Annotated in this window: 4 protein-coding genes; all 4 read left to right on the top strand. The window is 53.9% G+C overall.

All coding sequences use genetic code 11. From position 1 onward, the window contains the following. Positions 1-2: 2 nt before the first annotated feature. Entirely contained in the window at positions 3-7,184 is a 7,182-nt protein-coding gene (locus KUIN1_RS22630; RefSeq protein WP_103713587.1) for a type I polyketide synthase, read from the top strand. A 55-nt stretch (positions 7,185-7,239) separates the two neighbouring features. Continuing rightward, a complete protein-coding gene (locus KUIN1_RS22625) occupies positions 7,240-14,022 on the top strand; it encodes an SDR family NAD(P)-dependent oxidoreductase (protein WP_103713588.1) in 6,783 nt (2,260 codons plus the stop codon). A gap of 4 nt (positions 14,023-14,026) precedes the next feature. Beyond that, the gene (gene fabD, locus KUIN1_RS22620) at positions 14,027-17,194 is read left to right on the top strand and encodes an ACP S-malonyltransferase (RefSeq protein WP_103713589.1); all 3,168 of its coding nucleotides are present in this window, start codon (positions 14,027-14,029) and stop codon (positions 17,192-17,194) included. Positions 17,195-17,262: 68 nt separating this feature from the next. Beyond that, a complete protein-coding gene (locus tag KUIN1_RS22615; protein ID WP_060405826.1) occupies positions 17,263-18,180 on the top strand; it encodes a hypothetical protein in 918 nt (305 codons plus the stop codon). Positions 18,181-18,197: the final 17 nt, after the last annotated feature.

Here is an 18,197-nt window from a genome sequence, read left to right as displayed (position 1 = left end):
TCATGAATAACTCCAATGAGATTGCTAACTTTCAGCGTTACATTATTGATCAACTCAAAGCGGGTCGTATTACTAAAGAGCAAGCGGTTCAGGCGCTGGCCAAAACCGACGCCACCGGGGGCAGTATGCGTGAAGAGCAGTCCGGGCCGCCGGGCAGTACGCGTTATGTGCCAGTGTGGCGCGATGCGCCGCTTGGGCGCGCGCTCGATGTGGCTCAGGCTCACGAACAGCATTGCGTGGTGGTCGTAACGGAGCACGGTCATGAGCGGTTGGTGGATACCTTGAAAGCCCGCCTGGATCAACGCCTGCTGGCCCGGATGACGGTAGTGTCGGCTCCCGAAGAGGCGGCCGCCAAAGGCACGCTTGCCGACCAGATGAGCGGTTTGGCCAGTGCGATGATCCTCGACGTTTTCCTCAGTTTGAAGGCGCAGGTCACGGCCATTTTGCAGCATGGTAAAGGCCGGAAAAGCTCGGCGGATACGCTGCTCCAGGTGTTTTTTCTGAGGCCCGATAGTTACGCTGAAGACAAAGTAGCGCACGAATCTGTGTATGTCGGAGTGGAAGCGGCTATTTCAGCCATGCTGAAAACCCTGAATAAGGAGCACCCGAGCATTACCACTCAACTGGTGGCGCTTGATGAAGCCTCCTTGGGTCAGTCAAGCCAAAATAGCCTGGCCGAGGAACAGCACAGTCACGCGGCGTATGTGCGCTACCTCAAGAATGTCCGTTATGTTCAGGTGTTTGAAACGCTCAGTGACCGTTCTGATGGTGCGTCGTTGCAAAGCTTTATAAAAACCGATGCGAGTTATCTGATTATAGGTGGCGTAGGCGGTATTGGTTTGCACTTGGCAGATTACATTTTGCGCCAGGGGCAGCAGGCCCGCGTCGTATTGACCGGGCGCCGCAGTGAAGCCGATCTGCAAAGTAATACGCCGTACCTGCAATTGGTAAAAACCTACGGAAAGTCCCGGGTTTCCTATCTCACGGCGAACGCAGCGAGCTACTCGGACCTCAAGTCGCTGTTGATCAAGGTCGTCGCCTCCCATCACCTCGAAGGGATTTTCCACTGCGCCGGCACGTTGAATGACAGTTTTCTGGTCAACAAAACCGTCGAGCAGTTTGAAAATACCCTGGAAGCCAAAGTCAGTGGCAGCATCCATCTGATTCAGGCTGCAAACGACGTCAGTCAACAGACTGAAACGGGCTTTGACTTCATTCTATTTTGCTCCTCTTGTGCAGGCCAGTTAGGTTTTGTCGGCCAGATCGACTATGCGGCCGGCAATGGATTCATTGATGGTTTCAGCGACGCTCGAAACAAGGTCGGGCGTAACGGCTTTGATCGCCTGTTGTCGGTGAACTGGCCGCTCTGGGAAAACGCCGGTATGGGTGTTGATCAGCAGGCGCTGAAAGAACTCCACGTCGAGTACGGTCTGTTGCCGTTGCCGGTCGATGTGGCCCTCAATCACGTGAATACGTTGTTACTGGCCGCCGATACCCACCATGTTCTGGTGACCTATGGCGATCCGGTGAAAATTGATAGCCAGTACGTTAACGCTAAACCACAGCGGAACCTGCAAACCCCGGCGCTCAGTCAGCAAACGGCTCAAGCAGCCAGCGGGAAGGGCGCAGTGACATCGGTTGAGACTGCCTATGATCCATTGGTCGCTCACCTCAAACAGTTGATCTCCAGCGTCCTGAAGCTGGAGACAAGCAAACTCGACACCTTCGAGCCGTTGCAAAGCTACGGCCTCGACTCGTTTTCCATCATGCGGATCAATCAGGCGTTGAGTGAGCATTTCTCTCGACTGTCGAAAACGCTGCTGTACGAAGTGGAATCCATTCATGACCTGGCCACCACACTGAGCCAGTTGCAACCCGACGCGGTGCAGGCGTGGCTCGGCGCGGTTGCCCCGGCAGCGAGCCAACAGGCTCCGCAAGCCTCTGCCCGTCAGGACGCTCAGCCGCGTCCGGCAGTGCCCCGCGCAGTGGATGCGCAGGCCGGTGATGCGGTCGCCATTATTGGTATTAACGCGCAGTTTCCGGGAGCGGCGAATATCGAAGCGTTCTGGGAGCTGTTGCGCAACGGCGTGAACGCGGTGACCGAGATTCCTGAGTCGCGCTGGTCCCTGGAAGACTTCTATGCCACGGACAAAATCGAGGCCATCAGAGACGGTAAATCCTACTGCAAGCAAGGCGGGTTTCTTGAACAGGCTTATGATTTCGATGAGCAGTTTTTCAAGCTCTCACCACGAGAAATCCTCGCCATGGATCCGCAGGAGCGGCTGTTTATGCAGTCTTGCTGGCGTGCCCTGGAGGACTCTGGTTACACCAAAGATAAAATCAAGCAGCAGTATGACGGCGACGTTGGTGTCTACGTCGGCATTACCAAGACTGGCTTCAATCTCTACGGCCCGGCACTCTGGAATCAAGACGAACGCACGATTCCGACGACCTCGTTCAGTTCTGTCGCCAGCCGTATTTCTTATCTCTTCGACCTCAATGGGCCCAGCATGCCCATCGACACCATGTGTTCATCGTCGCTGGTGGCGATTCATGAGGCGGTCCATAGTCTCAAGGCTGGGCGTTGCCAGATGGCGATTGTCGGTGGCGTGAACCTGTATCTGCACCCCGCAAGCTATGTACAACTCTGTGCGTCCAGCATGCTGTCGCAAAAAGGTCAGTGCCACAGTTTTGGCGACCAGGCGGACGGCTTTGTACCGGGTGAAGGTGTCGCGACGCTTATTCTGAAGCCGCTTCGGCAGGCCCAGGCAGACGGCGACCGGATTTACGCAACAATCAAAGGCTCGGCGGTCAATCATGGTGGCGCCGCCAAAGGCTACACCGTGCCGAACCCCAAGGCGCAAACGGCGGTGATCGAGAAAGCCCTGAACAGCGCCAATATCACAGCGGGCGAACTCAGCTACATCGAGGCTCACGGCACCGGGACGGAACTCGGTGACCCCATCGAGTTGAACGCACTCAAAGCCTGTTTCTCAGGTAATGACCTGCCTGAGTCTTCCTGCGCGATTGGCTCGGTAAAAAGCAATATCGGCCACCTGGAAGCCGCCGCCGGTCTGGCCGGTGTGATCAAAGTGGTGCTGCAGATGCAGCACCGGGTCCTGGTACCCAGCCTGCACGCACAGACGATCAATCCTAACTTGGAGTTCGACCAGTCGCCGTTCTATTTGCAGCGGGAGCTGATCGAGTGGCCATCGCGCAACAACCGCAATCGTATCGCCGGTGTTTCGTCGTTCGGTGCGGCGGGGGTGAATGCCCACGTTATTCTGGAGGAGTACACAGCGCCGCAGGAACAGGTCGTTGGCGCACCTGTCGGGCAAGAACATGTCCAGGCGTTGGTTTTCCCTTTCTCTTCGAATACCGAACAAGGCCTGAAAAGAAACTGCCGTCGGTTCCTGGATTTCCTTCAGGCGCAAGCGCCTGAAGCCTCCACTGCAATGGATATTGCGACGTTTATTCGCGCCACGCTTCGGGGGCTGGATAACAATCTCTCGTTGAATCAGGTTGACGATTCAACCCCCTTGGTCGATGCCGGGCTCAAACCATTTGATTTCTATCGACTATTCGAGGCCGTCAACACCCGCTACGGGCTGAATCTGTCGATGCTCAATTGGCAAGGCAGCGTATCGATTGGGCGACTGGTGGCGGTTATTCAGGGCGGCGCTTCATCGTCGACCGTACCCGCGTTGCGTGACGTCGCGTTCACGCTGCAGACGTGTCGAAATGCCCATCAACATCGCGTCGCGATTTGTGCCAGGGATCTAGCCGGTTTTATCGAGCGTCTCCAGCGCTTCCTTGGCGAGGAAGACCCTCAGGTTAATGGTAGCGGCCTGTATGCCGGGGTGAAAACTCACCGGTTTGAAGAGCTTTCCAAGCAAAGAGCGCTGGCCCACGACCGCGTTCAGATTGCTTTTGCCCACCACGAGTCGGACGCCTTGGCGCAACTGTGGGTCAATGGCAGCTTTGAGCAGTGGGAAGGTTTGTACAGCGATGGGCTGCAACCGAAAAAATGCCGGATACCCGAGTATGCCTTTGCGGCCAACACCCATAGCTTCCTGGACAAAGTCGGTTCGAACGCAAGGGCCGTGAGACACCTGGATCAGCCATCAGAAGCAGGGAAGGTGAGCGCCGAAATCATCAGTCACGTGCCCGTTCGCCTTGAAGTGCCGGCCGTTGCCGGATTCATTCGAGAAAGACTGGCCAATGTACTCAAGATGGATGACGCGTCGATCAACAATGAGGTGTCGTTTGTCGATTACGGTCTGGACTCCATTCTGGGCGTTGATTTAATCCATTCGCTTAATGAACAGTATCGTCTCGGTTTGAAAACCACGTGTATCTACGATTATCCGAATGTCGAGGATCTATCCCGCCATGCCCATGGGCTGATTACGCCTGTGACGATCGTCGACTCGTCGACTCAATTCGCTCGGCCAGCGCCTCAGCTACTCAGCGAGTCGCCTGCAACTGGCCAGGAACGCAACCAAAAGCCGATTGCAATTATCGGCATGAGTGGCCGTTTTGGCGGTGCCGATGATACCGAGGCGTTCTGGAACAATATCCGCGACGGCAAAGACAGCACCGAATCGGTGAGTCGTTGGGACCTGGCGGACTATCTCAATCAGGAAAAGTATCGCGACGGTGTTTGCCAGCGCGGTGGATTCCTCAATGAAATTGATAAGTTCGATGCGATCTTCTTCAACATTTCCGGGGTTGAAGCCACGTATATGGACCCACAACAACGCCTTTTCCTCGAAGAGGCGTGGCATGCCCTGGAGGACAGTGGCTATGCAGGCAGTCGCCTGACCCCTGAAGTGAAAGATCAGTTCGGCATTTACGTCGGCGGCTGGACTGGCGACTACAACGAAGTGTTCGAGGCCAGTGAGGCACCGGCGCAAGCGCTGTGGGGCAACATGGGCTCGATGATTGCGTCGCGGATTGCCTATTACCTGGATTTCAAAGGGCCGGCGCTGACCATCGACACTGCGTGTTCAAGTTCGTTGGTGGCGATCCATCAGGCTTGTAAAGACCTGCGACTGGGGATCACCAATACGGCGATTGCGGGCGGTGTATTTGTACAGACGACGCCGCGCTTGTACGTGCAGGCGACACAAGCCGGGATGTTGTCGCCCACCGGGACGTGCTCGCCATTTGATGAAAACGCCGATGGTTTTGTCCCCGGCGAAGCGGTCGGGGCGATTATTCTTAAACGTTTGGACGATGCCTTGGCCGATGGCGACAACATTCGCGCGGTCATCTACGGTGACGGCATCAACCAGGACGGCAGAACCAACGGCATCACGGCCCCAAGCGCCGTCTCGCAAGAGAAGTTGCTGAAACGGGTGTACAAGGATTTCGGTATTACCGCTAACGACATCTCCATGGTGGAGGCCCACGGCACCGGCACCAACCTGGGCGACCCGATTGAGTTCAACGCACTCTGTGCAGCCTTCACCACGGACTCCGCGCACAAGAATTACTGCGCCTTGGGCTCGGTCAAAGCCAACATTGGCCACACCCAATTTGCCGCCGGTATCTCGAGTGTGATCAAGTCGGTGCTGGCACTGGAACACAGCACCATTCCGCCGCTGATTCACCACACCAAAGGCAACTCGCGAATTGATTTGGCCGGTAGCCCGTTTTATGTCGCGAAATCTTCACAACCGTGGCAAGCCAGAAATGGCCGGAGGCTGGCAACGATCAGTGCCTTCGGTGCCAGTGGCACCAATGCACACGTGGTGCTCGGTGATTTACCCCAGCCGGTACGGCACACGGCGGAGAAGTTTGGGCCGCAGTTGATTCTGCTGTCGGCGAACTCTGACCCACAGTTGGTCAAACTCCTGCAGAAACTGCGTGAGCACCTCGAGTCTGACGCGACGGTGTCGCTGACCAACATCGCTTACACCTTGGCCTGCGGGCGCAGGCACTTCGGCAAGCGCGTGGCGATTCTTAGCCGCTCGGTTTCTGAACTGGCCAATGCACTGGGCTCCCTGCTGTCAGCAGCCAAGCCGAGCATGCAAATCTTTACGCCGAGCGACCTGGGGCAGGGCAATGCCCAGGCTTTGCTGAAACAAGCGCACGTCTATATTGAAAACGGCCAGGTCAACGACGCTTCGTTCCAGGGCAGCATTTGTAGCCTGCCGGCAAGTCCGTTCAATTCCATGTCGTTCTGGGCGTCTTCGAAGGATAAAGCGCCGGCGAAACAGGCCTCCGTTGCACGTCCGAGTCCTCCCGCATCAGCCCCACGAGCCACGGCGACAAGGTCAAAAGCCGCCAGCAAGTACTGTGAATTCACCCTGACGGTGGATGATTTCTTCATCGCGGATCATTTGGTTATGGGGCAGAAAGTCCTGCCCGGCGTGATGTATATCGAGCTGATGAAACGCAGTGTTTGCGCGGTGTATGGCGACAAGTTCAAGAATGCCTACCAAATAGCGCTGAACGATATTGCCTGGGTTCAGCCGATGGTCTTTACCGACGCCACGCCACGCTTACCGATTATTGTGGAAGTGACAGAGCGAGGCGACAACGCTGACCTGAAGGTGCTGAGCCGAGATAAAAAGCAGCTGTATGCCCAAGCCATCTGTGATTTGTCGTCAGGTCAACAGGTGCTGGCAGAAGATCAGTCGTTCAGTCACCTGAAAGCACAGGGGATCCGGTTCGATGAGATTGACCTGAGCGCGGCAGGGCTGGCCCAGTATCGAAAAGTACCGGCAGCGCAATGCTATGACTTGTTGCGTCGCCATGGCATTACCCACAAGACCCGTTTGCAAGGTATCAAGGCCCTCTACTTTTCGCCCTCGACGGTCATCGCTCAATTGCAACTGCCGTCGATCCTGGCGAATAAACAGTCGCCTTTTTCGGTTCATCCCTGCCTTGCAGACTCTGCACTTCAGGCCATCTCGATTCTCGCTGTAGCGCGGGAAAAAGCCAAACAAACCAGGGATCAGGGTGGGGTGCAAACCCGGGTTCCTTTTGCAATAGACCGCTTTCAACAGTATCGGGAAATTCCACTCAACGCCTGGTCGGTTGGGCATGTGCTGAATGATGGCAAGAAAGAAATCTGGACCATTGTTATCTACGACGCGCAATCCAATGTCTGTGCGGTGCTGGATGGTTATCGCCAACGGATACTGTCCGGTGTGCCGCGATTGTCTGAAGCTTAAACAGGTCCTGGTGTTTGGGTGCTATTGATTGTTACCTCTGGGTAGAAGGTTTGATATGAGCAATGCCGTGCATAACATTTATGCCGTTAATCGTTGGCGGCCAATAGCGGGCAGCCCGTCGTTGGCGACCGATGAAAGCGTTCTGGTTATTATTCCAGTCACTTCTGCGGCGGGTGTGTCGCCAAACAGGCAGAGATTATTGTCGTGGGTTGGCGGTCAGGCTCACTGCAGCTTTACTGCGCTGGATACGCTGGAACGTATGACCGCGACACTGGCGGACTACATCCCGGGAAAGATTAAAAGTATCCTCTGGATCGGCGGTAGCCTTGATGTCTCTGTGCACGCAGAGGATCAAGGTTTACAGTATGGTATCGAAGAAAAAATCTTCTTCAGGTTCTTCAAGGCGTTGCTGGAATTAAAGGCTGATGAAGTCAGGTTGTCGATCACAGTCGTCACCAAGAATAACTTCAATGTCAACAACGAAGGCACTAACACAGCGGTCAACGCCGGGTTGCACGGGTTGGTCGGTGCCGCTGCGAAAGAATACAGCCATTGGACGATAAGCTTGCTTGATGTCGATGACGCCTTTGTGGCGCGTGCGACCTCAAACCCCTCGCTGGTGCGCTCGTCGCAAGGTATTGAAAAAAGAAAAGTCAAAGGACAGACGTATTGCTGCCGCGACGATCAATGGTATGCCGAGCACCTGGAGGTGTTGCCGGTTGAAAACGGCAGTGAGCCGGTCAAGCCGATCTACCGTGACAACGGGGTGTATCTGATCATCGGTGGTGCCGGTGGCTTGGGCCAGGCCTGGACCGAAAGTCTTTTGCAACGGCACGATAGCCAAGTCATTTGGGCAGGTCGAAAAGCCATTAATGATGAAATCCGTCATTCATTGCGTGCCATGGAGAGACTCGGTCGTGCTCCCCTGTACGTATCGGTTGATGCCACCCAGCCACACCAAATGGAGCAATTACGACACACCATCCTCCGTCAATATGGCCGGCTGGACGGCATTATTCATTCGGCAATCGTCCTGGAGGACAAGACGGTTGCCAATATGTCTGAAACAACCTTTAGTTCGGCCCTTGCTGCGAAAGTGGATATTTGCCGAAACATCGAAAATTACTTTGCCGATCTAGACCTCGACTTCATCGCCTTCTATTCCTCGATCCAGAGCTTTGCTCGCCAGGCCGGGCAGAGTAATTACGCTGCGGGGTGCACCTTTAAAGACAGTTTCGCCCATTACTTGCAGGCCAAGTGCGCAACTACCCATGTCAGAACCATGAACTGGGGGTATTGGGGAACCGTCGGCATTGTCAGTGATGCGTCGTATCAAAAGGTGCTGGAAAAAAGCGGGATGGCGTCAATCAACCCGACCATCGGCATGTTGGCCTTTGAGGCGTTGATGGCAGGGGATCATTTACAGGCCAGTTTTATCGCTGCCTACGATCCAGAAAAAATAACATTGATAGATAAGGTGACACTTCATCAGAACACTACAGAATTTGGTTTTGTGCAATCAACAACTCAGTTAAATAACAATGTAGTGGAGGGCTGTATGATGGAATATGTGTATCGGAATGAACACTATATGGCCCTAAGGGAGGAAGGCGTTTTTTACCTGGAGGACATGGACAGCTACCTTTGCCGGATCGTCGCTGCCGATCTTGAAACCTTGGGCGTGTTTTCCGGTACTGAGTTTTCCGTTGAAGACGTGCTTCGCAAGACCGATATTCGCGCAGTTTTTTCGCGCTGGTTGACGGAGACCCTGATGAGCCTTGTGCGCCAGGGCTACCTTCGTCACGACGCCGGTCAATTCAGCAAAACGGCAGAGTTTCCTGAGAGCGATGCCAGCGCAGCCTGGCTCTCCTGGAACACCGCAAAAGTTGAATGGCTGCTGGATGATAATAAATCCGCTCAAGTCAAACTGGTTGAAGCCCTGCTGATCCATACCAAGGAGATACTGACCGGGAAAATAAAGGCCACCGACATCATGTTCCCTGACTCTTCGATGCGCATGGTCGAGGGTATCTATAAAAACAACCGCGTTGCTGACTACTTCAACCTGGTGCTTTCGAGGACGGTGGTTGACGAAATCAACACGCTGCTGGCCGCTGACCCTCAGCGGAAAATTCGCATTCTGGAAGTGGGCGCTGGCACCGGCGGTACAACCGCCGTGTTACTCAAGCACCTGGCGCCGTTTCACGCCAACATCGCAGAGTACTGCTACACCGACCTTTCGAAGTCGTTTCTGTTTCATGCCCAGCGGGAATACGGGCCAGGCAATCCATTCTTGCGCTACGAGATTTTCAACGTAGAAAAGTCGGTCGATGACCAACCACTGCAGCGTGATTACTACGATATTGCAGTTGCCACCAACGTGTTACACGCCACCAGTGACATTGCCGCCTCGATTCGCCGGGTCTGGGAAGTTTTGAAAGATCAGGGCTCATTGATCGTCAACGAGCTCAGCCGCAATACCTTGTTCAACCACCTCACGTTTGGTTTCCTCGACGGTTGGTGGTTGTACAACGACGATCACATCAGGGTGCCGGGCTCTCCGGTTCTGGAGCCTGCCACGTGGCACAACACCGCCCTGCAAGTGGGTTACGGCTCTACGCAGTTCCCCGCCGAGCTGGCCCACGACATGGGGCAGTTCGTGATGTTGATGCGTGCGCAAAAGCACGCCGCGTCCCTTGCCCCCAAGGTCGTTGAGTCCGGATCCAGTCATTCATCAGGGAACGAATCCTCCATGCTTACCCCGTCAAATACCCCTTCGGCTGTCAACGTTGCAATGTTGAAAGCCAAGAGCCAGGCGTTTTTCACTGATCTGATCGCCGACGTCGTTCAGCTTCCTGTCGATGAAATCGCGCTGGACCTCTCCCTCGAAAAACTGGGATTCGATTCTATCCTGGTCGTCACCCTCACCAATAAACTGCGTGAGCATTTCGAGCAGGTCAGCAGTTCCCTGCTGTTTGATATTGATAGCGTCGAAGGCATCATCGATTACTTTATCGAGCAAGATAAACAGGCCTTGGCGGCGTTGCTGGGTATTGATTTCAGCGATGCACAACCACCTAGTGCTGCCCCGGTTGCCGTTGCTTCTCACACCCAGGCCCCTGCCAGCGCACCTGCGGTTACTCAGTTTGACGTGATCGACCTGGGCGCATTCTCCCTTCAAGAGGTTGACGCCCCGTCGGCGTCACTGCCTCAGGTGTCTGATTTCCAGGAAACCTACCCTGAACCCCGTCGTTCCGGCGATATCGCGATCATCGGTCTGAATGGTACTTACCCTGGCTCGCGGACCCTGGACGAGTTCTGGGAAAACCTGTCGCAAGGTCGTGACCTGGTGACCTCAGTGCCCAAGGCAAGGTGGGAGCAAACCGGCTTTAATCGGGTCGAAAATCCGGAAAATTTCAAGGGCGGCTTTATTGACGGCTTTGACCAGTTCGACGCGGAGTTCTTCGACTTCAGTGAAACCGATGCGCTGCTGACAGATCCTCAGGAACGCAAATTCCTCGAATGTGCCTTCTCGGTGCTGGAAGATGCGGGCTACACCAAAGAGTCCCTGGCCGAAAGTGACATGACCACCGGTGTCTATGTCGGCGCGATGTACCAGGAGTATCAGCTGCACAGCGAAACGGCTAAAGGTCTGTACGAAGGGCAGGCCATCTCCAACAGCTTTGCCTCCATTGCCAACCGTGTTTCCTACATCCTGAACCTGGAAGGCCCTAGCGTCGCCATAGACAGCATGTGTTCGTCATCGCTGTCCGCCGTGCACCTGGCGTGCTCTGCGTTGAAGCTTGGGGAGATTGATTACGCGATTGCCGGCGGGGTCAATCTGACCTTGCATCCCAACAAATATGGTGTGCTGAAACAGGGCGGCGACCTTTCGCAGACCGGTAAATGTGCGAGCTTTTCCGAGAGTGCAGACGGCTATGTACCGGGAGAAGGTGTTGGTGCGGTCTTGTTGAAACGCTACGAGGATGCGCTGCGCGATGGCGACCACATCTATGGGGTGATTACCGGGTCGCTGATCGTTCACGCAGGCAAGACCAATGGGTATACCGTTCCAAGCCCGAAAGCTCACAGTAAGCTGATCTCAAAAGTGGTCCAACAGGCCGGCATTCGTTCTGCGGACATTTCGTACATTGAAGCGCACGGTACGGGCACCCATCTGGGCGACGCCATCGAAATTCATGGGCTGAGGCAGGCGTTTTCCATCGATCAAGACTCGGCACAACAAGGTAAGTTCTGCTCGGTAGGCTCGGTGAAATCGAATATCGGTCATTGCGAAAGTGCCGCAGGCATGGCCGGTTTGACCAAGATTCTGCTGCAACTGAAATACCAGCAAATCGTCCCTTCGCTCCACTCGAAGAAAATTAATAAAAACCTGCAGATCGAAAAAACCTCCTTCTCGATCCCCCAGTTGCTGTCCCATTGGCGTCTGCCGAATAAAGAGGTCAAAAAGCGGATTGCCGGCCTGTCGTCCTTTGGCGCGGGCGGTGCGAATGCGCACTTCATCATCGAAGAGCACGAGGAAGTGTCGAATCAGGTCAATTACACGATGGATTACCCGGAACTGATCGTGTTGTCCGCAAAATCAAAGGAGGCGCTACACCAGAGAGCTGCGCAGTTGCTGGGCTACATCCACTACAACGCTCAGCAAAACACCTCCCTGAACAACCAGCCACGATACTGGTTGGGCAACATTGCCTATACGCTGCAAACCGGCCGCACTCAAATGCCGTACCGCCTGAGCTTCCTGGCGGACTCCATCGAGCACCTTGAAGACAACCTCGATGCATTCCTGAATGATAAAAAAGGCAAATCCCCGCTGCATGTCTGCTATGCCAGCGAGATGGACGCCACAGCGAAGCTGTTGTACGAGGATAACTCCCTTGAGCTGATTCTTTCTGAATGGCTGAAGCAAGGTAAATACCAGAACATCGTCGCGCTCTGGGCCAAAGGGGTGGTGATTAACTGGGGCGGCCTGCTGGGGAAAAGAGGGCAACGTATCAGCCTGCCGACCTACCCGTTCTCACAAAACCGTCATTGGTTGCCGATGGGCAACCACACGGCCGGCGTGTCTCAAAAAGTCGAGGCAGCTTCTGTGCAGCAGCGGGTGAAAACCGTAGCCGCTATGGTTGAACCGGTCGTTGAAAAAGTCGCAGGGAAGATTGTTCAGAAAACCGTTGAGCCGGTGGTTGGCAAGCCGTTCATTACGGCACCGGTGGCGGTCGAAAAAGTCACCGCCGAACCGAAGTCGTTGTTTATTCATCGCTGGAACAAGGTGGACGTGAGCCCACATCCGAAACCGGCGCAGGCCGATACGAAAATCTGTGTCGTTGGCCTGGACACCCTGGACTACTTCCAGCGAGATCTGGAGACCTGCGGCCTCGATGCCGGCTCTTCAGAATGGCAGCAAGTCCTGCCGAACGGCTTTGCCCAGTCCTTCGCTGATCTGGCCAAGTCCGTCTCACGTCAACTGGCGAAGAAGGTCAAAGCCTGGCTGGCGGACAGCACTCAGCCTTTGCACCTGCAAATCATCATGCCGTTCGATCGCCAGTATCAACTCTATGCAGCATTGACCGGGGCGTTGGAACAGCACGTGCTGGGTGCTGCCAATGTCAAACTGACGATTATTTACTGTGAAGCCTTGTGCTCGTTTGCCAACATTTCGACGCTGATCAACCGTGCAGCAGACACACAGACTCACATCGCTGAATACCTGTGTGCCCACGACAGTATCTATGCCGGCAGCGTGCAGAAAGTCAGCCAGCCGGAATCAGGCTCGTTACTCAATGACAACTGTGTCTATGTCCTGGCAAACGGCTTGAATGAGGTGGGCCAAAGTGTGATTCGTGCGATTGATGATGAAACCAGCGGATGCCATATCGCAATCCTGGGTGACGCGCTTTCAGCGCCAGACATCGATGAGCAAATCGGGTTACTTCAGAACAGCCTGGACAATACCAAAGTCGGCTACTACGCGGCTGAACTTGACGATAGAAAGTCCGTGTTCAATGCACTGTTGCTGATAAAAGACCAACTGGGCGATATCCAGGGTGTGCATTACATTGTTCCGGCCGATGACAAGGTTCAGCAGCATAAGGAACCGTTGAAAGACAAGGCGCTTATTCGTCATCTCGCGGCACTGATTAACCTAGATGAGGCGACCTACTCATTTGACTCCCAGCTGCAATCGTTCTCCATCGTCATGACCGTCGAGGAACACGACAGTAAACAGCTCAACACCCTGGCAAAAACCTTTGGTCGTTATCGCGCGGCGTTGCAGGGTACTGGTTACCGCGAAGGCAAGACCGTAGCGCTGGAAGTGGAGGGCAACGCGGCCAATGACATTGCCACTGCATTTATTCACGCCCTGGACAAAAACCATTCGGATGAGCAATTCGCGTTCATCTGGAAGGCCGCAACTCTCGCTGACAATACGCCAGTCATTCAACCGCAGGTAACCGTGGAACCTCCCGTTGCATCGCCTGCGCCACTGGCAGCGGTCGCGCAAAAACAGCCGGCCTATTCGTTTGATGGCGCCAGTGACGAGTTGCAGGCAACGGTTTCCTGGTTGGTTTCGATCTCCTCGGAGTTGCTGGACAAGGAGTCAGCTTCGTTTAGTCCTGTAGCAACGTTTACTGAAAACGGCTACGAGTCGATCAGCATTGTTGGGTTGTGTGAGTTGATCAACAGCCGTCTGGGGCTGGCGATCTCTGTGGTGGTGTTTTTCGAGCACGACACCATTCAGTCGTTGGCACAGTACCTGGTGGCTGAGCACGGCGACCAGATTGAAGAAGTGTTAGAAACCGACGTGGAGGGCTGATGCAATGAATGTCAGGACCGATGCGCTCGCCAGAGACACCGCCTCGCCGCTGAACCAGGGGATAGTCTATCCCTTGCACAGGATATTTATGTTCGGCGGGCAGGGGTGTCATTACTATCAGATGGCGAGCCATCTATTCCTGACGCATTCAACGTTTCGTGAAGCCATGCTGCGGCTGGATCTGATAGGCCAACGCATACTGGGTAAATCGGTAATCGCGGAGATTTATCGTAAAGACAAGTCTCGCAGCGATGACTTCTCCTCTATCACGTTCACTCATCCGAGCATCGTGATGGTGCAACTGGCACTGGTCTCAACCCTCGCTGCTGAAGGGATCACCGCTGACTCGGTGATCGGCACGAGTTTGGGGGAGTTCATTGCCGCTTGTGTTGCCGGTGCCATTTCGGATACGGATTTATTGGCTGCAATCTGTGATCAAGCCTTATTGATCGAGCAGTTTGCAGGACAAGGCAAGTTGCCGAAAGGCGGCATGCTGTCGGCATTGATTACCCCGGATGAAAGGGACGCACTGCTCGCCGAGTTTCCTGAAGTTGCTGTTGCGGGTGTGCATCACTCACGACACGTCACCTTTTCGGGAGATACGTGGGTGATTGATGCGTTGGAAAAGAGCTGCCAGCAACGAGCTTTTTTATATCAGCGGATCGCTGTGGACTACGCCTTTCATTCGCCTGCCATACGCCCGTTAAAAGCGGCTTCTTTAGCGTCGATAAAAAAGTACACAACCGGGGCATTCACGCTGCCTTTTTACTCCTGTGCAACGGTTGCGCGGTGTCGTGTGATTGACGCCGAGCACTTTTGGGGGATCGTTGAGTCACCCATCAACTTTGCAGACACCATCGACTTGATAGAGGCAAGCGCCACAGGCGCGACGCCTGTGTATGTTGATCTTAGTCCTTCCGGATCGTTGCATGGATTTGTCAAACAGCATCTGGGTGCGTTCAGGGCAAAGCAGGTCCCTGTGAGCCTGACGCTGATGTCCTTGATGAGTAACGACACGACTCAATACCAGGCCGGCGTGCTGACCCTAAAGCGCCTTGCAAAGGCGTATAGCGAAAGCGCTATCGCTCAACCCGGGCCTCAAGACACTACCTTGGTAAATCATTCTATGGAAAAGACTCGAACAAGCGTGGTCGGCAATAATCCAGCAAAGAACACTGCCCTTGTTTTTCCAGGACAGGCCTCACAGCGAGTGGGCATGGGGCGTGAATTGTTCCAACGTTTCCGTCGGCAGACTGAAATCGCCAGTGATATTCTGGGATATTCCATTGAGCAGCTGTGCCTGGAAGACCCACAGAAGCAGTTGAACAAAACACAGTACACGCAACCTGCGCTGTATACCGTGTGTGCATTGCAGTACCTCGCCTATCGGGAAGATAACGAGGTGGTGATCAAGTTCCTGGCCGGGCACAGCCTGGGAGAATATGCGGCGCTGTTCGCCGCGGATGTCTTTGACTTTGAAACGGGACTGCGCATCGTCAAGCACCGCGGGGAATTGATGTCTTCCGCGAATGCCGGTTCCATGGCCGTGATCCTGAATTATAAAGCTCAGGATCTGCAGCAACTGCTCAACGATAACGGCATTACCAGCATTGATGTTGCAAACATCAACTCTCCGGATCAGTTGGTGATTGCAGGGCCGCATCAGGCGCTGGAGGCGTTTGAAGGCATTATCAACTCGCTGGCGGGCACCTACATTCCTATTCCGGTGGGGGCACCTTTTCATTCGCGCTACATGCAGCCGATAGCACAAGATTTTGAGCGGTTTCTCGAGCCTTTCACGTTTCGACCGATGAATAAAACGGTGATCAGTAACGTCACCGGTTTGCCCCATCAGAATGAAACGCTGAAGAGCCAACTGGTGAAGCAACTGTACAGCCCAGTGCAGTGGTTGGACAGCGTTCGTTACTTGATGGGGTTGGAGGTCGATGAGTACGTAGAGATCGGTCCTGGTGATGTGCTCACCAAACTGACAACAAAGATCCGCAATAAATGCTCGCCATTAGTCTTGGGTGAGAAAGTCATTCGCCAAGTGCCAGGCAGCACAGAAAGCGTGGAAAGCAAGGTTGCCCGGCAGCCTGCGAAAGACGGGTTGGGTAAGGCTTTCAAAAGTCGCTGGAGCCGGGGGGATGAGTTTTCTAGTTATTTTGGCCTGGCTTACCCTCATGTCCTGACGCTCTCGGAAGATAATCTGGATTATTCTTTTATAGAGCGTGCACAGGCGTGCGGACATCTAGCTTTTCAGGCAGTTCCTTGGACCGCTGAGGCGATTGATTCCGGTAGCCTGGACAGCATTCTGTCGAGACTGGGCGCCAAAAGATCCAATGACTCCGGGTGTGTGGGGGTGGCTATTACCCACAGTGAAAACGATAAGGTTCTGTTTTCAAAAGTTCTGGCGCATCAGTTGAACGCTGTCGCCCTGACCGGCGTCTACGGTATGACGACTGAACTGGTCTACTACCGGGTTATTTCGGCCTACCAAGGGCGTTTTAGTAGTACCCCACAAAAGAACAAGTTGTTTATCAGCGTGGATGATCCTCGCTGTGTTCAGGGCTTTTACCAGAAGCTACCGCAAGATGTTCTTGAGCGTTTGCACCTGCAAGGGCGAATTGATGCTGCTCAGTTTGAGTTTGCGAAAAACATCGCTGCCTGTGATGCCATTATTCTCAATAATGAAGAGCATGACCTGGAGGCATTGATGGGCATTAACCGGTTGAGGGTTGAACACCCTGAACTGGATATAAAGATTGGCATCGAAGGCGCGCTGTCGGCCCCGAACGACTTCACTCAAGGGACGCTCAGTCAAATAGATTTTTTTGTCAGCAGTGAGTTGAACGTGCTGATAGGCGAGTCTTTTTTGCCTGGACTGATCAGGCAGACCCTTTTTTCCGCAAGCGACGCCTTTATAGTGGATCTCCCAGATCCTAAGACGATCCATTTTGGTGGGCGAGCCAAGACGTACATCACTAATGATCCAGCGATTCGCCAGCGTGCGGGTAACGCCCATGATTGGCTGCCGGATGATCAAAGGCCAACGCTATGCAGGTTGCTACCGTCCAACTATCTGGCCATTTCCGAATGGCTCAAGGTTCAGTTCGTCAATAAACAGCCATCGTTGGCCGAGTTAAGCTCGGCTCTTTTGAATGGCGTATAGGCTGCCAGGGCTTTGAGTATTTGGACTGTCTCTTTTTTGTATATATTTAATTGCCAGGGAATGCCGGTATGTCCAATCTGTTTATTTCTAACGTCGTGTTTGATTTCGGCGAGTCGAAGTCAATTGATAGCTTGTCATCTTGCATGAGTCCTGATGAGCTTAAGGCCTTTCGGGCGGGCGGCTTTGAATATTATGTAAATGAAAGTCGTGACGTTTATGCTGTGTGCGAAAAGGTAGCCGCGAAGGTCCTGGATGAGAGCCATGTCGGTCGAGAGGATGTGACCGATATTGTCTATATCAGCTCAACCAAATTCATTGACAAGGTCGTTGGCCTGAGTGTCTACCTCTCGAAGTTGGCAGCGAATATCGGTATTCATAAGGCGACGCTGTATGCCTTGTCTGCGGGGGAGTGCGGTAATTTCGTTCATGCCTTGCGTTTTTGTGGGCAGATCCTGCAGGAGCGTCCAGACAGTAAGGTTTTGTTGGTATTCGCAGAAAAGCTGATGACTGACGAGGAGCGGCATTATCCTGGAACGGCGATTTTAAGTGACGGGGTGGCAGTTTGTCTGGTGACCTGCGAAAAAACCGGAAACTGCTACGAGGTTATCGCGCGGTCGGAGGCCACCGACCACCGAGTCACTAAGGCTTATGCTGAACAGAAAACTATTGATGCGTTGCGGCTCGCCTTGACCGCAATTCATACGCTGTCTAGGGATATTTTTTTGAAAGTTGATTTTGATAAAAGTGCTATAAGCCACTTCATAACCAATAACTTTATTATGCACTTGTCCAAAATGTACATTATGGAGGTCGGCGGCGACGCCTCAAAACTCAGGCTGCCAACGCGGCCTCCGAAAGCGCATGTTTTTACGATTGATAGTTTGTTGAATCTGACTGGGACCCCGATGGATGATGGTGATTTGGCCTTTTGCCTGAGTTTTGGCATGTTTTTTTGGGGGGCATGCATCGTTAAGTACCATGCCTGAAAAAGCTTTATGACCGC

This window comes from Pseudomonas sp. KUIN-1 (assembly GCF_009176725.1).
Classification (GTDB): domain Bacteria; phylum Pseudomonadota; class Gammaproteobacteria; order Pseudomonadales; family Pseudomonadaceae; genus Aquipseudomonas; species Aquipseudomonas fragariae.
This window is presented reverse-complemented; position numbering and strand designations above follow the sequence as displayed.